Source organism: Clostridium tyrobutyricum DSM 2637 = ATCC 25755 = JCM 11008, from assembly GCF_000359585.1.
Lineage (GTDB): Bacteria > Bacillota > Clostridia > Clostridiales > Clostridiaceae > Clostridium_B > Clostridium_B tyrobutyricum.
Genome location: NZ_APMH01000022.1, coordinates 1 through 19,343 on the forward strand (window position 1 = coordinate 1; position 19,343 = coordinate 19,343).

20 protein-coding genes and 1 riboswitch are annotated in these 19,343 nt (G+C 30.8%); of the genes, 12 read left to right on the forward strand and 8 right to left on the reverse strand.

The features are described from left to right. Nucleotides 1-76 precede the first annotated feature (76 nt). Genes J418_RS0109810 through J418_RS0109820 form a run of 3 tightly spaced genes read right to left on the reverse strand, consistent with a single transcriptional unit; the run spans nucleotide 77 to nucleotide 3,637 of the window. Entirely contained in the window at nucleotides 77-1,198 is a 1,122-nt protein-coding gene (locus J418_RS0109810; RefSeq protein WP_017895496.1) for a DegT/DnrJ/EryC1/StrS family aminotransferase, read from the reverse strand. Nucleotides 1,199-1,218: 20 nt separating this feature from the next. Then, on the reverse strand, nucleotides 1,219-2,397 hold the full coding sequence (locus J418_RS0109815; RefSeq protein WP_017895497.1) for a DegT/DnrJ/EryC1/StrS family aminotransferase: 1,179 nt from the start codon (nucleotides 2,395-2,397) through the stop codon (nucleotides 1,219-1,221). Between the two features lie 28 nt (nucleotides 2,398-2,425). Then, a complete protein-coding gene (locus J418_RS0109820; RefSeq protein WP_017751004.1) occupies nucleotides 2,426-3,637 on the reverse strand; it encodes a MerR family transcriptional regulator in 1,212 nt (403 codons plus the stop codon). 139 nt (nucleotides 3,638-3,776) lie between these two features. Here J418_RS0109820 and J418_RS0109825 point away from each other — a divergent pair, with 139 nt between their 5' ends. After that, nucleotides 3,777-4,853, forward strand: a complete 1,077-nt coding sequence (locus J418_RS0109825; protein ID WP_017895498.1) for a M24 family metallopeptidase — start codon at nucleotides 3,777-3,779, stop codon at nucleotides 4,851-4,853. Between the two features lie 142 nt (nucleotides 4,854-4,995). After that, nucleotides 4,996-6,654, forward strand: a complete 1,659-nt coding sequence (locus tag J418_RS0109830) for a glutamine--tRNA ligase/YqeY domain fusion protein (RefSeq protein WP_017751006.1) — start codon at nucleotides 4,996-4,998, stop codon at nucleotides 6,652-6,654. A 48-nt stretch (nucleotides 6,655-6,702) separates the two neighbouring features. Here the strand turns inward: J418_RS0109830 and J418_RS0109835 are convergent, their stop codons facing one another. Next, nucleotides 6,703-7,593: a DUF2156 domain-containing protein gene (locus tag J418_RS0109835; protein WP_017751007.1), complete on the reverse strand. Its 891-nt coding sequence runs from the start codon at nucleotides 7,591-7,593 to the stop codon at nucleotides 6,703-6,705. A 32-nt stretch (nucleotides 7,594-7,625) separates the two neighbouring features. Beyond that, nucleotides 7,626-8,180, reverse strand: a complete 555-nt coding sequence (locus tag J418_RS0109840) for a GNAT family N-acetyltransferase (protein ID WP_017751008.1) — start codon at nucleotides 8,178-8,180, stop codon at nucleotides 7,626-7,628. Nucleotides 8,181-8,344: 164 nt separating this feature from the next. Then, nucleotides 8,345-8,452: riboswitch (TPP riboswitch) on the forward strand. Nucleotides 8,453-8,596: 144 nt separating this feature from the next. Here J418_RS0109840 and thiS point away from each other — a divergent pair. From thiS to J418_RS16975, 5 genes are all read left to right on the forward strand, one after another. Beyond that, nucleotides 8,597-8,791, forward strand: a complete 195-nt coding sequence (gene thiS / locus J418_RS0109845; RefSeq protein WP_017895499.1) for a sulfur carrier protein ThiS — start codon at nucleotides 8,597-8,599, stop codon at nucleotides 8,789-8,791. A gap of 56 nt (nucleotides 8,792-8,847) precedes the next feature. Next, a complete protein-coding gene (locus J418_RS0109850) occupies nucleotides 8,848-9,612 on the forward strand; it encodes a thiazole synthase (protein ID WP_017751010.1) in 765 nt (254 codons plus the stop codon). Between the two features lie 11 nt (nucleotides 9,613-9,623). Continuing rightward, nucleotides 9,624-10,733 (forward strand): 2-iminoacetate synthase ThiH, encoded by a 1,110-nt coding sequence (gene thiH, locus J418_RS0109855; protein ID WP_017751011.1) that lies wholly within the window; start codon nucleotides 9,624-9,626, stop codon nucleotides 10,731-10,733. After that, nucleotides 10,734-11,321: a thiamine phosphate synthase gene (locus J418_RS0109860; protein ID WP_017751012.1), complete on the forward strand. Its 588-nt coding sequence runs from the start codon at nucleotides 10,734-10,736 to the stop codon at nucleotides 11,319-11,321. Between the two features lie 623 nt (nucleotides 11,322-11,944). After that, a complete protein-coding gene (locus tag J418_RS16975; protein WP_017895500.1) occupies nucleotides 11,945-12,076 on the forward strand; it encodes a hypothetical protein in 132 nt (43 codons plus the stop codon). Between the two features lie 39 nt (nucleotides 12,077-12,115). Here J418_RS16975 and J418_RS0109880 read toward each other — a convergent pair whose 3' ends face one another. After that, a complete protein-coding gene (locus J418_RS0109880; protein WP_017895501.1) occupies nucleotides 12,116-12,793 on the reverse strand; it encodes a Crp/Fnr family transcriptional regulator in 678 nt (225 codons plus the stop codon). A gap of 120 nt (nucleotides 12,794-12,913) precedes the next feature. Between J418_RS0109880 and J418_RS0109885 the strand changes: the two genes are divergently transcribed. Further along, nucleotides 12,914-13,633, forward strand: coding sequence for an ATP-binding protein (locus tag J418_RS0109885; protein ID WP_017895502.1), 720 nt, complete (start codon nucleotides 12,914-12,916; stop codon nucleotides 13,631-13,633). 68 nt (nucleotides 13,634-13,701) lie between these two features. Here the strand turns inward: J418_RS0109885 and iadA are convergent, their stop codons facing one another. Then, a complete protein-coding gene (gene iadA, locus J418_RS0109890; RefSeq protein WP_017895503.1) occupies nucleotides 13,702-14,871 on the reverse strand; it encodes a beta-aspartyl-peptidase in 1,170 nt (389 codons plus the stop codon). A gap of 79 nt (nucleotides 14,872-14,950) precedes the next feature. Next, nucleotides 14,951-15,937: a biotin--[acetyl-CoA-carboxylase] ligase gene (locus J418_RS0109895; protein ID WP_017751019.1), complete on the reverse strand. Its 987-nt coding sequence runs from the start codon at nucleotides 15,935-15,937 to the stop codon at nucleotides 14,951-14,953. 150 nt (nucleotides 15,938-16,087) lie between these two features. On the opposite strand from J418_RS0109895, the gene J418_RS0109900 reads away from it, so the two are divergent. The 4 genes from J418_RS0109900 (at nucleotide 16,088) to J418_RS0109915 (ending at nucleotide 19,342) form a co-directional block, all read left to right on the forward strand. Continuing rightward, nucleotides 16,088-16,309: a helix-turn-helix domain-containing protein gene (locus J418_RS0109900; RefSeq protein ID WP_017751020.1), complete on the forward strand. Its 222-nt coding sequence runs from the start codon at nucleotides 16,088-16,090 to the stop codon at nucleotides 16,307-16,309. A gap of 127 nt (nucleotides 16,310-16,436) precedes the next feature. Further along, the gene (locus tag J418_RS0109905; protein ID WP_017895504.1) at nucleotides 16,437-17,348 is read left to right on the forward strand and encodes a ribonuclease Z; all 912 of its coding nucleotides are present in this window, start codon (nucleotides 16,437-16,439) and stop codon (nucleotides 17,346-17,348) included. A 284-nt stretch (nucleotides 17,349-17,632) separates the two neighbouring features. Continuing rightward, nucleotides 17,633-17,974: a hypothetical protein gene (locus tag J418_RS0109910; protein ID WP_017751022.1), complete on the forward strand. Its 342-nt coding sequence runs from the start codon at nucleotides 17,633-17,635 to the stop codon at nucleotides 17,972-17,974. A 318-nt stretch (nucleotides 17,975-18,292) separates the two neighbouring features. Continuing rightward, nucleotides 18,293-19,342, forward strand: coding sequence for a carbamoyl phosphate synthase small subunit (locus tag J418_RS0109915; protein ID WP_017751023.1), 1,050 nt, complete (start codon nucleotides 18,293-18,295; stop codon nucleotides 19,340-19,342). Nucleotide 19,343 lies beyond the last annotated feature (1 nt).

The window sequence follows — 19,343 nt, forward strand, 5'->3', positions numbered from 1 at the left end:
CCTGTCTCTTCAATATAAAGGATAAAGACATACATATCCATACTGTAATTAGCTTTATTGAAATTTTACCAACAGATTACCTTTTGTAGAACTTCTTTATTGTATTGCATACAAAATCAACTTCATCTTCAGTTATTTCAGGATATATTGGAAGTGCTATGACTTCCTTTGAAAGTTTTTCAGCTATAGGAAAATCTCCTTCTTTATATCCAAGATAACTAAAACACTTTTGAAGGTGAAGAGGTATTGGATAGTAAATACTGTTGCCTATTTCATTTTCTTTTAAATAAGCTGCCAATTCATCACGCTTTTCTGCAAGTATGTTGAATACATAGTATACTCCCTTTTGTTCTCCTTTTATTTTAGGGAATCTTACATATTCACAATCAGAAAGTCTTTCTTCATACCATTTTGCTACAGCAGCTCTTTTTTCTATGGCATTATCAATATACTTAAGTTTAATTGAAAGTACAGCTGCCTGAATTGTATCAAGTCTGGAATTATAACCTATGTAATCATAATGATATTTTTTTGATGCACCGTGTACTCTGAACATTTTAGCTAATTTTCCAAGTTCATCGTCATTTGTAACTATCATTCCTGCATCACCATAGGCACCTAAGGTTTTAGTAGGGAAGAATGAAAATACACCCATATCACCAACAGTACCTGAATGTTTATATAAGGATCCAGTCCCTTTCCAACGCATACCAAAGGCTTCCGCAGCATCTTCCAGTACCCTTAAATTGTGGAATTTTGCTATAGACATTATTTTATCCATGTTGCACATTTGCGAAAATAGATGAATAGGAAGTATTCCTACTGTTTTATCTGTGATTTTTTCTTCTATCTTGTTTGCATCTAAACTGAAACTTTCTTCATCTACATCTACAAATACAGGTTTTGCATTATGTTTTGAAAGACATGATGCCGATGCTAAAAATGTAAAAGGAGAAGTTATAACTTCCTTGCCGTCTTTGAAACCAAGTATGTCTGAAGCTATTACGAGAGCATCCGTACCGGAAGCTACACCTATGGCATATTTTGCTCCAGTGTATTTTTTTATGGATTCTTCAAGATTGGATACTTCATCCCCAAGTATAAAATTTCCACTTTCGATTACCTTTGATATGGCGCTGTTGAATTCTTCTTTTTTCTCGTGATATTCTCTTTGAGGACTGTAAAATTTAACTTTCATATATAATCCACCCTTTAATATTATTTTTTAATTTTTTCTACAACATCTATAAGATTTTCCACTACGTATTCAGCATCTTCCCTTGAAAGAGTAGAGTACATTGGAAGAGTTATTTCATTTGCATACTGTGCATAGGCATTTGGATAATCTCCTATGGAATATCCTAGATTTTTATATGCAGTAAACATTGGAAGAGGCGTAAAATGAACATTGGTTGCAATATTTCTATCTGCCATTGCTTTTATTACATAATTTCTATCATCTTCTTTGAAATTTCTCAATCTAAGTGTATAAAGGTGATAGGAAGTGACTGTATCATCTTCTTTTTCAAAAGGAATTATTGCCCATTCTTTATCCTTTAGTGCATCTGTATATATGTCAAATATTGATTTGCGTATTTTAAGCATATTTTCATATCTTGAAAGCTGAATAAGACCTATGGCGGCATTTATATCTGTCATATTGCATTTATAACCTGGATATATTATGTCATATTTCCATGCACCGGCTTTCATCTTTGAAAGAGCATCTTTTGATTGACCGTGAAGGGACATCAATTTAAGATCTTTTACTAAATCTTCTTTGCCAAGTAAATTATTATTGTTGAAAGTTACTGCACCACCTTCAGCAGTAGTCAAATTCTTTACTGCATGAAATGAAAAAACATGAGCATCCATTTGTGAACCGACTTTTTTGCCTTTGTAGCTGGCTCCAAAGGCGTGTGCAGAATCGGATACCAGAAGTATGTCTTCACGCCCTTTGGCTTTTAATACTTCACGAATTTTATCATAGTCAACTGGAACGCCTGCAATATCTACTGAATATATGGCTTTTGTATTTGGCTTTATAGCATCATATAATTTATCTATATCTATGAGAAAGCTATCCTTTTTTACATCTACAAATGTAGGTTTTATTCCTCTATGAATAGATACACTTGCAGTGGCAGTATATGTATAAGGTGTAGTTATAACATCATCACCACTTTTTATATTAAATACCTGAAGTAGGAGTTCCAATCCTGCAGTAGCATTTCCAACAGCTACTGCGTGATTGGAATTGCAGTAATTTGCAAGCTGTTTTTCAAATTCTGCAGTTTTAGGACCTGTAGTTATCCAACCTGATTTTAAAACATCTACTACAGCATCTATTTCAGCTTGACTTATATCCGGGGGAGAAAATGTAATTTTTTTATTCATAAATATCAAATCCCTTCACTAAAATTATTTAAATGTTAAGTGCTGTTTGAGCACTGAAAAAACCTGTATCCTTAGTTATATAAATGTAATCATTTTTCATTATTTCAGAATGTAGAAAATCTGTCAAATTTTTAAGCTCTTTCCCGGTAAATGAGCTTTTATTATTTCCAGGCATGGAAAAAATATAATTCATAAGAGGTATTTCATCAGTTATTTTCAAACTGTCTTTATATCTTTTTAATTTTACATTGTTAAACCATTTATTCAACTTTTCCATACCATTTTCAAGTTGAAAGTTTTCAGTAAGGGTCCAGCTGTTTAATGTTAAATTTTTGGAACCAAAAACATTGACTATATCTCTCATTTCCTTCATATGATTTTTCCCAACGGTAGAAGCATATAATGTTCCACCTGGTTTTAAAACTCTGTGTATTTCTGACAATGCTAGATTTATATTTGAAATATGATATAACATATTATTGGCAATTACAACATCAAAGCTATTATCTTCAAAAGGAATTTTTTGTGCATCGGCTATTTTGAAATTAAATCTTCCCGAGTTTTCACCTAAATTTACTTCTGCATCTTTCAACATACCTTCAGAAAAATCAGTAAGAACTATATTCCAGCCTTCAGGTATTCTGTTTAAATTTTTTTCCCACAATTCTCCATCTCCACAACCAAGCTCCAATATGCGGGAATCTATTTTTATATTTAGATGTTCGAAAAACCAATTCATCCATCCTTTGGCATTTATACTGAATAGCTCATGAATCCTTATCCGTGCTTTTAAATTGGAAGCATTTTCATATTGATTCATCCATTTTTGATCTGTATTTATTATACTTATTATATTTATGAATTTATCCCAATTTAATGTATTGCTGGTGTCCAGCATGTTTATAGCTTCATCTATTGATTTTATTACCGCTTCTATGTGATGTACTTTTTCTTTCATTATAACCCGCTGTATTTCCAAAGATTTTTTTATATTACTGTCTTCCATATCATAGTTCATTATTTTTGATATGTCTTTTAATGAAAGACCTATGAATTTCAAAGTTAAAATTTTTTGTAATTTTCCAAAGTCCGATTTACTGTAAAGTCTGTGACCCGATTTAGTATAACTGCATGGTTTTAGTAGATTTATCTTATCATAATATCTTAAAGTTCTAAGTGTAACCCCGGATTTTTTTGCAAATTCTCCTGTGGTAAAAACAGGAGCTTCATTATTATTCATATTTTATCTCCTCAAATATATTATCACATTACGTAACGTCACTTGCAATATTTATATTAAAATAATTTATTGTTTTTACTTTGCGAGAAATCTATAATTATAGTAGTAACTAAGTATATTATTAAAGGAAGGAGAAAAAATGAATTCATATAGGCTTGGAAAAGTGTTAGAACTTATGAAATCAAAAAATATACCGCAGCTTATTATATCAGATCCAGCATCAATATTTTATTTGACTGAAAAATGGATACATCCGGGTGAAAGGTTGTTGGCCCTTTATTTAAATGTAAACGGAAATAATAAATTGTTTATAAATGAGCTATTTCCTTTAAAGGAGGATATTGGAGCAGATAAAATATGGTTTAATGATACAGATGATGGAGTATTTCTAATTTCCAAATATGTAGATAAAAATTTGCCCGTGGGAATAGATAAAAATTGGCCGGCTAAATTTTTATTGAGACTTATGGAACTGAAAGCTGGAAGTGCTTTCTTAAATGGTTCTGAAATACTGGATAGAATAAGAATGCGCAAGGATGACAGGGAAAAGGATTGTATGAGAGAAGCATCTAGATTGAATGACATTGCAATGGGAAAGCTTATAAAATTGATTTCTGAAAAAAATACAGAGAAGGACATGGAAAAATTTTTATATGATATATATGAAAATTTAGGTGCGGATGGATTCTCTTTTGACCCTATTATAGCTTATGGGATAAATGGTTCAGATCCACATCATGAATCAGACAGTTCAATTTTAAAACCAGGTGAAGCTATAACCATGGATATAGGATGTGTTAAAAATTCCTATTGTTCTGATATGACCAGAACTGTATTCTATAAATATGTTCCTGATGATAGTAGAAATGTATATGATGTAGTTTTAGAAGCAAACAAGAGGGGAATTGCAGCAATTAAACCAGGTGCAAGATTTTGTGATATAGATGCAGCTGCTAGAGAATATATAGAAAGTCAAGGTTATGGTAAATACTTTACTCATAGAACTGGACATTCTATAGGAATAGAATGCCATGATTTAGGGGATGTATCTTCAACAAATATTGATAGAGTAAAGTCTGGAATGATATTTTCCATTGAACCAGGTATCTATATTCCAAACCGAATAGGTATTAGGATAGAAGATCTGGTTTTAGTTACAGAAAGTGGATGTGAAGTATTAAATAAATATGATAAAGATTTAACTGTAGTACAATAGAGTTGCATATAGTCAGCAAATATTGTAATATTTATTGGAAAGGCATTTTTTACATGTAAAATGCCTTTTATTAAGTCATATATTGATATAATATCTTGAATTGTACATAATATAAATAAGTTAACAGAAAAGGAATGATTTTATGAGCGAAAATAAAGTTACTTCAAATTTTATAAAAAACATAGTTGCAGAGGATTTAAAGTCCGGACAATATAAAGAAATTATAACCCGTTTTCCTCCAGAACCAAATGGATACTTACATATAGGCCATGCTAAATCCATCGTATTGAATTTTGGATTGGCCGACGAGTTTAATGGGAGGACAAATCTTCGTTTTGATGATACAAATCCTATAAAAGAAGATACGGAGTATGTAAAATCCATAAAGGAAGATGTAAAATGGCTGGGATACGATTGGGATGAACTTCATTTTGCTTCAAATTATTTTGATGAAATGTATAAACATGCGGTACTTCTAATAAAAAAAGGCAAAGCGTATGTATGTGATTTATCTGCAGAGGAAATAAGAGAATATAGAGGTACACTTACAAAGCCGGGGAAGGAAAGTCCGTATAGAAACAGAACCGTAGATGAAAATTTAGAGCTGTTTGAAAAAATGAAAAATGGTGAATATAAAGATGGAGAAAAAGTTCTTAGAGCTAAGATAGATGTGAAATCTCCTAATATAAACATGAGGGACCCTATAATTTATCGTATAGCCCATGCATATCATCAAAATACAAAAGATAAGTGGTGTATATACCCAATGTATGATTTTGCACATCCACTGGAAGATGCTATAGAAGGAGTGACACATTCCATATGTACTCTCGAATTTGAAGATCATAGACCGTTATATGATTGGATTGTAAGAGAATGTGAAATGAAAAAGGTACCTAAGCAGATAGAATTTGCAAGGTTGAATATTACAAATACCGTTATGAGCAAGAGAAAATTAAAAAAACTTGTAGATGAAAAATTTGTGGATGGATGGGATGATCCTCGTATGCCTACTATTGCAGGCTTGAGAAGAAGAGGATTTACACCTGGATCAATTCGTAATTTTTGCAGGGCAATAGGCGTGGCCAAAGCTAGCAGTGTAGTGGATTCACAGATGCTTGATTATTTTTTAAGAGATGATCTTGAAAAGAAGGCTCCTAGAACCATGGCAGTTTTGAGACCTCTAAAAGTTGTAATAACAAATTATCCCGATGGAAAAATAGAAAATTTTGAAGTTGAAAACAATCCTGATGACCCTACTGCAGGAACTAGAAATGTACCTTTTTCAAAAGAATTGTACATTGAACAGGAAGATTTTATGGAAAATCCACCTAAAAAATATTATAGATTATTTATAGGAAATGAAGTAAGATTGAAGAGTGCTTATTTCATAAAGTGTAATGAGGTCGTTAAAGATGAATCTGGAAATATAGTGGAACTTCACTGTACTTATGATCCTGAATCAAGAGGTGGAAATAGTCCTGATGGGAGAAAAGTCAGGGGCACAATTCATTGGGTGAATGTAGAAACTGCAATTCCTGCAGAAATCAGACTGTATCAACCATTGATTGTGGAAGATGGAGAAGATGGAAGTGACTCATTTTTAGACAATGTTAATCCTAATTCATTAGAAATACTTAATGGATTTTTAGAGCCTAATATGAAAGATGTAAAGTCCGGACAAAAGTATCAATTTTTCAGACATGGATATTTTAGTGCAGATCCAAAATACACTAAAGAAGGTAAGCTAGTATTTAATAGAATTGTTTCTTTAAAGAGTTCATTTAAAATAAAAAAATAGATATTAAAAATATGTAGATAAACTAATTAAAGTTTATCTACATATTTTTTAAACACTAATACAATATTTTTTACCCATAATAATTGGATGGTAAGATTTTTTGGCTTTTCTCAATCCTTCCAGACCAAGATCCTGTTCTCTATTTATATACTTTACATCAGGTAAATACTTTTCAACAAAATATTTATTTATAAATGTATATATTCCATTTATATTTGGAAATCCTTTTTCTATATGTATAATTCCCATATCCGAATTTACTTTTTCACCTATTGTAAATGCAGAGATTTCATCATCTACATATACAGCAGCGGCCATCAAATTTAATTTTTCCATATAATTTGATATCTCGGTTATTCCTTCCAGTTCATAGTACAGATATTTATTAGCACTGTTTTTGGTGTTATACCATATTTGAGATGCTTTAAGTAAATCTTCTTTAACTTCAGGCTCAAAAAAGTCCCTAGTCTCATAATTATAAGTTTTTATAAAACGATTATAGTGATTTTTCTTTGAGTGAAGTTTTTTCCCGGATAGTGTCATGAGCTTTTGAGTATCATATATATAGTCAAAATTATCTATGTCTTCTTCAACATGCATGTTGCTATAAATTTTTTTCAGATCCTCTAAAAATCCATCTTCTGCATCTCCAAAAAGATATGGCATATCATTAACTTGTCTGTACTCTTTAAGATTTTCTACTATATCTTTAAGACTTTTATCTGTGTATCCTATAGGCTGCATAAAGTAGTAATTATCATCGAAACCTCTTTTTTTAATAATTAATGCATCATCTAATATTGTGTAGCTGATATCACAGCCTTTTCTCCAAATTAAAAGACTTGTAAATGAGTATTCACAGGTACTAAATCTATAATCCTGTAAATATTTATCAAAGATCTCTTTGTCTTCGATAGTTAAGGGCTTAAATTCAAGCATAAATAATCTCCTTGTTATATTAATTAGTATTATTAATAGTTATTTAAATTCTCCCATTCGGTTCTTAAAATACCATAGAGATACATATCGTATCTTTTGTTATCTCTATGAATAAATTCTCTATATACACCTTCTCTTTTAAAACCTAGCTTTTCATATAGTTTTATGGCTGGAGTATTGTAAGACAATACAGTAAGTTGAATTCTATGTAGATTCAATTCCTCAAATCCAAATTCCATAGTTAGGTTAAATGCTTCAGTTCCAATACCGAGACCTCTGTTTTGTTTTTCTCCAATACCTATATATATAACTGCTGTTCCATTATTCCATAGTATATCCTCGAAACCAGTGACTCCTATGAATTTATCATCTTTTAAAGTTTTAATAGCAAATATAAATTTATCAGATGATTTTTTTACATCATCTATCATAGGCTTTAGTTCGTCTATAGATCTTGGGAATGCTGCAATCATATCATAATTTCTTAAGAAAGGCATATCGTTGTACCATTTTGTAAAATTTTTAAAATACTCTTCTTTAAATGAAGTAAGTATAATTTTTGATCCTTTCAATAGATTATTGGTCAATTTGTACACTCCTTAATAAAAAGTTAAAATTAATAGATAATAATTTTTATATACATTATTATAGCTTATAGTTGCATAGTAATTCAAATTAAAATATTATTTTTAACATATGGTTGATTTAAATTTTTTATGTGGTAGAATAAATATGTAAAGAGTTAACAATTTAATATTATAAGGAGAGGTCATGTGATGATCTGAGAGTGGAATGTTATTCCTTATCCTCATAACCTGATTTGGATAATGCCAACGTAGGGAGACGCAGCATACATATGGCTATTTTATATACAAATTCTATCAGGATTTGTATATTTTATTTTTAGCATGTATTTGGATTGGATTATGGGGAAACAAGAAATTGTTTCCTTTTTTGCGTATATCTCTATAGTATTTTCATCTATAAGGGAGGTGTAGGTATTATGATAGTAAATGGTCAAGAAAGAAAATTTAAAGAAGGTATTACTGTACTTGAGCTTTTGAATGATTTAAAAATTGAACCTACTCATGTAGCTGTTGAAGTAGACTTGGATATAGTAGATAAGGACAAATTTGAAGTTACAAAATTAGATAGCAGTTCAAAAGTAGAGATCATAAGATTTGTAGGTGGAGGTTGATGTATATAGTTAAAGATTAAGTCAATTATAATACTAATATATGGAGGTTTTATTATATGGATGAATTGATTATTGGAGGACAAAAATTAAATAGTAGATTGTTTGTAGGTACTGGCAAATACTCATCAGATGGAATATTGCCTGAAGTTTTGAAGTCCTCTGGTTCAAATGTAGTAACTGTAGCACTTAGAAGAGTTGATGTAAATTCAAATAGAGGAAATATTATAGATTTTATAGGAAAAGAATGCACATTGCTGCCAAATACTTCAGGGGCAAGAACGGCAGATGAAGTAGTAAGACTAGCCAAGCTAGGCAGAGCAGCAGGATGTGGAAACTGGATAAAAATAGAGGCAATATCTGATAATAAATATTTACTTCCAGATAATATAGAAACTATAAAGGCAACAGAAATTTTAGTAAAGGAAGGTTTTGTAGTTCTTCCATATATAAATCCAGATCTATCAGATGCTAAAAGACTGGTAGATGCAGGTGCAGCTGCCATTATGCCACTAGGCTCTCCTATAGGTTCAAACAGAGGTATAAGAACTGAAGAGATGATCAGAATACTTGTAGATGAAATTGATATACCAATAGTAGTCGATGCAGGAATTGGCAAGCCATCTGATGCAACCCTGGTTATGGAAATGGGTGCGGATGCCGTACTTGTTAATACAGCTATAGCTACATCAGAAGACCCTGTACTTATGGCGGAAGCATTTAAATATGCAGTAAAAGCTGGAAGACAGGCATATATTGCAAAAATTGGACCTGAAAGAAAAACTGCTTCAGCGTCTTCACCACTTACAGGATTTTTGAATTAGGAGTGATTAATATGGGTATTTATGAAGAAATACATCAATATGATGATTTTGATTTTGATAGTTTTTTTAACGATGTTACAGATAATCAAATAGAAAAAATCCTTCTTAAAGATAGAATTACAAGAGAAGATTTTTTGGCACTTTTATCTCCAAGAGCTGAAAAGTATATAGAGCCAATGGCAAAAAAAGCCAGGGATATAACTCTTAGAAATTTTGGGAAAAGTATAGTGTTATATACTCCTATGTATATTGCAAATTATTGTACAAATAAATGCATTTACTGTGGATACAATGTAGAAAACAAGATAGCACGAAAAAAAATGACTTATGAAGAAATTGAAAAAGAAGCCAAGTCTATAGCTGAAACTGGTTTAAAACATATAATACTTTTGACTGGAGAATCAAGATATCACTGTCCTATGGACTATTTAAAGGAAGCTGTTAAAATACTTAAAAAATACTTTGATTCCATATGTCTTGAAATATATCCTCTTGAAGAAGATGAATATAGGGAATTAGTAAGCTTAGGGGCTAACAGTTTAACAGTATACCAGGAAACATATAATGAAGAAGTATATAAGAGTGTACATTTGGCAGGAAAGAAAAGGGATTACCGATATAGGCTAGAGGCTTTAGACAGAGGATGTAGAGCAGGAATACATTCAGTTGGTATGAGTGCACTACTTGGACTTTACAAGTGGAGAAATGAAGTGTTTTTGACAGGAGTACATGCAGATTATATTTCAAGAACTTATCCATCCGTTGAAATAAGCATGTCTGTTCCAAGAATAAGACCTCATGCAGGAAGTCCAATTAAAATATATGATGTTACGGATAGAAATTTTGTACAAGCAGCTATGGCATATAAAATATTTTTACAGAGAGCTGGTTTTAATGTAACTACAAGGGAAAGCGCAAAAATGAGGAATAATCTTATACCACTTGGAGTTACCAAGATGTCTGCTGGAGTTACTACAGAAGTAGGAGGACATTCATTGAATGATAAAGATAAGGGAGAAGGCCAGTTCCAGATATCCGATGGAAGATCTGTAGATGAGATAAAGGCTACTGTAGAGAAGTTGGGATACAATCCTGTCTTTAAAGATTGGCAGTTTTGTTAGATGGAAAATAAGGATATATTTAAATTAAAAGGTTCTAAGAAAATAATTGTAGTTACAAACAGGCACTTGGTAAAAGAAAATTTTTTAAATGCAATTGAGAAATGTGTTTTATATGGTGCTGATGCTGTAATGCTCAGAGAAAAGGATTTACAGTATGAAGAACTTATGGAAGTTGGAGAACAGACAAAGAATATAACAGATAATTATGGAGTCCCACTTATAATAAATGGAAACTTCAGGGCATCCCTTGAACTTGAAACCTATGGATTTCATACAGGTTTTGAAAGATTTAAGAGTATGAATAGAAGTGAAAAAAACAGCCTGTGTATTGGAGTTTCAGTACACAGTTCCAGAGAGGCCGTAGAAGCAGAAAAATTAGGAGCAGACTATGTAATGGCAGGCAATGTATTTGAAACTAGCTGTAAAATAGGGTTAAAGGGGAGAGGAATTAATTTTATAGATGATATAGCAAATAAAATATTTATACCCGTAATTGCTATAGGGGGAATTGGACGTGAAAATATTGAGTCCGTTTTAGGTACCAAGGCAAGTGGTGCAGCTATAATGTCATATGCAATGAATCTTTAATGTAAAAAATACTATCAGTTTTCTAACTGATAGTATTTTTTTATGTTTAAATAGTAACGTTTGTGAGGCTGTTTAATACAATAGAAGTATAGAACACAAGATAAAAAATCAGAGTACCTATTAAGTAATATAAAAAGATGATAAGGAGGGGTCTATTATGTCAAGAAAATGCGGAGGTCACGATTCAGGCAGAAAGTGTGGATCAGGAAAAGAGGTATTAGTAATAATAATATTACTAATATTGTTCTGTGGAGTTAGTTGCTAATACAGGTATTAGTATGACATAGCCAATATTTATAGTAACAATTTAGCAATCTTACTAATATACTGTAATTGAACAAAGGATTAAAAATGAGTTAACTTAAAATATTTAGATGATAAGGAGGGGTCTTTATGTCACGTTCATGTAGATGTGGATCTAGAGGTGGAAATAGAGGAGTATTGGTAATAATAATAATACTAATACTTTGCTGTGGTGTTAGCTGCGGTGACAGATAATAATTACTAATGAAACACTAGATAAATAATTAACTTTTAAAGAGGGACTTAATGTCCCTCTTCTATTTACAGAGGATTAAAAATTAATACGCTTGAAGTTTTTTGGATGATAAGGAGGGATTTTTATGTCATGTAGACATACTCACAGATGTCATAGAGACAGAGGATGCGGTTGCGGATTCTTTGGTGGTGGAAATGAATGTATAATAATAATACTCATAATACTATTTTGTGGATGCGGAAGAAAATTTTGTTAATTGAATATTTCAGGAAAATGACTCTGTCATTTTCCTTCTTTAATCAAGCAATTCATACATATAATCTATATCTTTTATAGTTATTGTATTTTTATTCATCTCAATTAAATTTTCATTTTTCATGTTTATAAGTTCTCTCGAAAGCGAGGGACGGGGAACTCCAAGCTGCTCAGCTATTTCTTTCTTTGTCATATTTAATTTTATGGTTGAATTATTTTGAAATTTATATTGTTCTATTATATAAAAACATATCTTTTGTCTTAAAGTTTGATAGGACATACTTTTTACTTTCTTATTTAACATGAGTATTTTATTTGACAAAAGGGCCATAAAATTATTTAAAAATATAGGGCTAATGCTGCAAAGCTTCAGTATATTTTCTTTGGATATAAATAGTATTTTAGAATTATTGGAAGAAATTATTGTAGCAGGATATTTGTTCTTGTTTGAAAATATTATAACTTCCCCAAATATATTTCCAATGTTTAGTTTACTTATAGTAATGTTTTTACCTGAAGCATATATTTTTTGAACTTCAACATTTCCATCAAGCAATATGCCTATTTTTGCACAATGCGAGTCTTCAATTGCAATGACTTCATCTTTCTCATAGTTTTTTACTATATAATTTATTTTACTTAGCAAATCTTTTATATTATTTTCAGTAAAATTATTCATTAAAATACATTTTCTTAGTGAGCCGATAAATACATCCATAATACATACCTTTCATAAATAAATTATTTTATTGTTTGTGGTAACATAAGTTACTGATATTATAACACTATTTTATTATAATAAAATCATAAAATAAATATTAAATCGGGGGTATGTAAAATGATAAGAAAAATTGTTAATATAGATAAAGAAAAATGTAATGGATGTGGATTGTGTATAGATGCCTGTCATGAAGGAGCAATAAAACTTAAAAATGGAAAAGCTGAACTCATAAGTGATGAATATTGTGATGGCTTAGGTGATTGCCTTCCAGAATGTCCTACAGGTGCCATAAAAATAATAGAACGAGAAAGCGAAGAATATAATGAGGAATTGGTTATGAAGAAAAAATCCCAGCAAAAAGCAGACAAAATTCCATGTGGATGTCCGGGTACAGTTGCAAGAAGTATTTTAAGGGCTGAAAAACCTAAGGTTAAAAATGTCAAAGAAAATATAAAAAATGACAGTATATCAGAATTAAGACAATGGCCGGTACAGTTAAAACTTATAAATACTAGAGCACCCTATTTGAATGAGGCAGATTTACTGGTAGCAGCTGATTGTACAGCATATGCTTATTCCAATTTTCACAGTGATTTTATTAAGGACCATATAACGGTCATAGGATGTCCTAAATTAGACGATATAGCTTATTATGAGGATAAACTTGCAGAGATTATAGCAAATAACAATTTAAAGAGTATAACTGTAGTCAGAATGGAAGTTCCATGCTGTGGTGGTATAGTAAGTGCAGTTAAAAGTGCTATGTTGAAATCACAGACTATAATTCCATATAAAGAAGTTATAATATCTACGGACGGAAATATACTTGACAGATAAATATAAATTTATAAATAGTTTAAGAATCTCCTTTATTTTAGAGGAGATCTTAAACTATTTTGTTTTGATTATTTGTTATATTCAAACGTACCATATTTTACAGGCTTATAATTGCTTACCATAATGTTTCCTTTTGATATAACATATGCAATATTTAAATCATTGTCCAGGAGAAGTATATCAGCATCAAATCCTTCTTTTATGTGACCTTTGTTTTTAAATTTCAACAGACTGGAAGGAGATGAAGTTAAAGGAATCAAAGAATTTTCTATTGATATCCCCCTTTGGTATAATTCCTTTATAGTTTCCATGTTGGTAGTTGGCAAACCAACAGTTAATTTAAGCAGTTTGCCATTGTCATCAAATATTGGCATACTTCCTCCTGCGTCGGAACTCATAGTCACATTATATGGGCATATATTTTCTTTTAGCAGTTTTATATACAAGTCTGTGGCTGATACTGCACTATCACCTTCATTTTTTATTCCCGTAGTTATATCTATATATCCACCTGTTTTGACATATTCTATAGATTGTTTAACAAGTAAAGAATTTCTATTTACATGGGTTGGAAGCAAGTTTTCAGGAGGAATTTCTGAATTGTCAATTATATTAAATAGTGGCTCTAGTCCTCTTTTGCCATCCCCAAGGTGCATATACAATATTCCGCATTTTCCTGACAAAAGACCTCCTACTCTTGTTTCACTGGCAATATGTATCAGGTCACTGTATGAAGGGCAGCTGCTTCTGTGATCCGATATTGCTATTTCTCCGGCACCTATTATTTTATCAACTAGAACTAAATCTCCACGCACTGTATCTGTTAGAGTTCTGGTTGGAACTTCATAGCATCCGGTCCAACAGTAAGTTGTAAGTCCTTCCTCCTCTAATGACTGCGCTTTTGCAACAAGGCTTCCCATACTTCTTGTAATACCGTCTGTACCTAGTAGTCCCACACATGTAGTAATTCCACTCATAGTAAAGTTAGTAAGTACCATTTCAGGTGTTCGTGTATTAAAACCACCTTCACCGCCGGCACCATCAAAATGCATGTGCATATCTATTAAACCAGGTACAGCAATTAGGCCTTCAGCATCTATTGTTGTAATTTCAGGAAAATTTCTCTTAGGTAAATCTATTCTGGGTGATATATAAGCTATTTTATCAAAACTTGCAAATATATTTTTCTTACCTAAAGGTTCAGGAGCATAAATATCTACATTTTTAATTAAGAGCATAGTTGAAACACTTCCTTGATATTAGTATAAAATTATTATATATTTTTTTTACTGAATTTATACTAACTAATAAAGAGGATTAAATGTATCCATTTAATCCTCTTATTGATATTTCACCTGATATTAGTTTTTCTATAGAGCCATCTTTGTATTGAACTACAAGTTCACCATTTTCTTCTATATCGATGGCCTTAGCATAAAATTCTTTTCCAGAATGCAGTATTTTTATGTCATTCCCAATTACTGCAGAATATTTTTTGCATATTTCTATTGATTTTGTTACAGTAAAATTTTCTTGAAATTCATCATATAATTTTTCGAATTCATTTATTAAAGTTCCAAGAAAAATCTTTCTATTTATAGATGAATTGGTTTCAATTTTTAAAGAAGTAGCCTTATTTAAAATATCTTTATTAAAATCTGTCTTGTCAAGGTTAGCATTTATACCCATGCCAACTATTACGTAGTTTACTCTATTGAGTTCAGCACTCATTTCTGTAAGTATTCCACATATTTTTTTATCATTCATAACTATGTCGTTTGGCCATTTTACAAATGCATCTATTTTTAATGATTTTAGTGTCCTTATCATTGCAGCGGCAGCTATTTGAGTTATTTTTGAAACATTTATTGGATCTACATTGGGTCTTAAAATTATGGAAAGCCATATTCCCTTATATTTTGGGGATACCCAATTTCTGCCCAATCTGCCGTGTCCCATTGTCTGTTCTTCAGAAACTATTATAGTTCCATTGGGTTCGCCTTTTTCAGCTAATTTTTTCCCCACTGTATTTGTAGAATCTATGCTATCAAAATAAAAGAATTCTTGACCTATGTATTTTGTATGAATTATATTTTTTACTTCCTCATAAGTTAAAATGTCAGGGGAGGATATTAATTTATATCCTTTTTTAGAATATGAATCTATAGTATAGCCTTCTTTTCTGAGTATATTTATATATTTCCATATAGCTGTACGGCTAACTCCCAATTTTTCACTTATTATTTGTCCAGATATAAAATCTTCAGTACTTTTTTTCAGCAAGTTTAATATGGCATCTTTCATAAAAATCACCTTTCTTTCATACAGTGGTATTATACTACACTTACAAAAAATATAGAAGAAAAAATGATTTTAAAATTTGCATATTTTATTTAATCCTCAGAAGGAATATAATAAAATTAGGGAAGTCAATATTAAATAGGGGGTCTTTTTATGCTGAATGGTAAAAAAATTCGTCATATAAGAGAAAGGTTGGGGTATACAACATTGGATATTCAAAATCTTACAAAAGATGCTGGCTTTGGGACTTCAATATCTAAATCCTATCTTGAGGAATTAGAAAGAGGAGACAAGAAAAATCCAAGTTTTGACAAAGTTGTTGTTATTGCTAGGATATTGGGATGCAAAATTGATGATTTAATATTAAGTGTTTGATTTGAGACTTCTCGTTGAATTTAAGTAAGTACCTGTTGGTGATAAAATTATTAATGAAAAACAGTTGGGACTGCAACTCATATTTGCTGCAGTCTTAATTTAACATATGACAAGGAGATAAATATTTATGTTGGATTTATGTTTGCTTGGTTGTGGAGGAGGTATGCCCACTCCGGAAAGATTTTTAACTTCTATGGTTCTTTCATATAATGGCAGAAAACTACTTATAGATTGCGGGGAGGGAACTCAGGTAAGTTTGAAAATCTATAAATTAGGATTTAAATCTATAGATACAATATTATTTACACATTTTCATGCTGATCACATAGCTGGGCTTCCAGGCCTGCTTTTGACTATAGCAGGTTCAGGAAGAAAAGATCCTATAACTATAATGGGGCCTTCTGGATTATGTAATACAATAGAAGGATTGAGGGTTATCGCTCCCAGTCTGCCATATGAATTAAACCTTATAGAGTTCAATGCAGAAGAAAAATGTTCACAAAAAATGGGTGCTTTTAATATAAGAGCACTTCCAGTAGATCATGGTATACCATGTATTGCGTATTCTATTTATATTCCAAGAAATAAAAAATTTGACAGGCAAATGGCCGAAAATAATAATGTTCCTATTAAATTATGGAATACACTGCAAAAGGGTGAAAATTGTAAATACCAAAATGTTGTGTATACCCCAGATATGGTTTTAGGAAAAGAGAGAAGAGGAATAAAAGTATCTTACTGTACTGATTCAAGACCAACTTCAGATTTAATACAATTTGTTGAAAACTCCAATTTATTTGTATGTGAAGGTACTTATGGAGATGAAGAAAAATTTCAAAAGGCAGTAGAGTATAAGCATATGTTGTTTAGTGAATCAGCTGAAATTGCAAAACAAGCTAATGTAGAAGAACTTTGGTTGACACATTTTAGTCCATCTATGATTAATCCTGAAGAATATCTTCAAAAAACTAGGAATATTTTTTCCAATACTGTATTGGGACGGAATGGCTTAAAGAAGAGTCTTGGGTTTGAAAATTGAAATTAGTGATAAAATATTATCACAAGGATTATGGATCTTATTTCCTTAAAAAGAAAGTTGTATAAAGTATTGTCATAGAATACATAAATATTTTCCAAATAAATTTATAGTATTTACAAATTGGAAATTGATAATATTTTCAATTTAGGGCATAATATTAATTTACAAAAAAGTTTGTTAAAAATATCGCAAAAAAGCTTGATTTAAATAACTTGTATAGTGTATAATTAAGATAAAGAAAAGCTTAACAGAATAAATTAGAAAATTAAAGGGAGTTGATTGGAATGAGTAAATATAAAGTTGGAGACGAATTAATAATAGTGACAAATCCTTCAGAGGATGCAAAAAAACTGGAGAATTTAACTAAACTAGAAGTGAAAGACAAGTTTGCTCAAATCTCCTGGGGGCTAAAAATAGTGAACGTAGAGTTCGATAATCCTAATGTAACTTTAACCTATCAGAATTTATATGGTGATGTAAATAAAGTTTTTGCAATTTGTAACGATGTAGCTAATTTTGACCATGAAAAAGTTCTTGAAAAGGCGTTGCTTAAAGCATTTCAGACAGAGATTATAAATATAACAACTATTAAAAATGTAAAGCAAGATGAAAGATGTCGTTTATAATATAAATTATATGTTTTATCTTTAATATAAAGAGAGGATAGTTTCTATCCTCTCTTTATATTTTATACTTGACATTAAGAGATTTTTAACGTACAATAGGCGTTAGAAATTAAGTGAAAAATACACTTTAAATTGGTCCTGTGAGGCCAGAAAGAGGTATATAATGAATAATTGTTTTTATGTATTAAAAAAAAGATTAGTTATATATAAACTTATAAAAAGGTAATGAAAAAATTATTTTGTAAATAGTTTTTTATTACCTTTTTATTTTTTAATAGATAAGTGTGTTTTTGCTGTAAAAATACAGGAGGTATATTTATGAAGGGAAAGCTTATATTAGAAAATGGACATATCTTTGAAGGTGAAGCTTTTGGGTATTTAGAAGATAGTATAGGAGAAGTAGTATTTAATACTGGAATGACAGGTTATGAAGAGATACTTACAGATCCATCTTATTATGGTCAAATTGTTGTAATGACATATCCACTTATAGGAAACTATGGAATAAACTTAAATGATATGGAGTCCTCAAAACCTACCGTCAAAGGTTTTATAGTTAGAGAAAATTGCCACAAATCCAGTAATTTCAGATCTGAATTAGAGCTTGAAGACTATTTGAAATTGAATAAGATTATAGGAATTTCCGGAATTGATACAAGGGCACTTACAAGACTGCTTAGAAATAGTGGTACTATGAAGGGAATTATAACTGTTGAAAATTTAAGCTTTTCTGCTGTAAAAGATGAAATAAGATGTTTCTCAAATAAAAATGCAGTTTCTGAAGTTACAAGTAAAAATGTCTATTCAATAAATGGAACAGGTAAACACGTTGCTATTTTGGATTTCGGAATAAAAAACAGTATAATAAAATCATTTGCAGACAGAAAATGCAAGATTACTGTATTTCCATCATTTACTCCTGCAAAAGATGTATTGAAAGTAAATCCTGACTTGATTTTCTTGTCTAATGGACCGGGAGATCCATGTGATCTTAAACATGAAATAGAAAATATAAAACAACTTATAGGAAAAAAACCTATCGTTGGAATATGTCTTGGACATCAACTTTTAGCATTGGCTCTTGGTGGAGAAACATCAAAGCTGAAATTTGGTCATAGGGGATGCAATCATCCTGTTAAAAATCTGGATACAAATAGAGTTTATATAACTTCACAAAACCATGGATATTATGTGAATAAACTTCCACAGGACATGGAGATTACTCATGTTAGTGTAAATGACAATACTGTTGAAGGTATGAGACATAAAAAATTACCCATATTTTCAATACAGTTTCATCCGGAAGCTGGGCCGGGACCAGCAGATAATAATTACATATTTGATGAATTTATGAAGTATTCACTTTAAA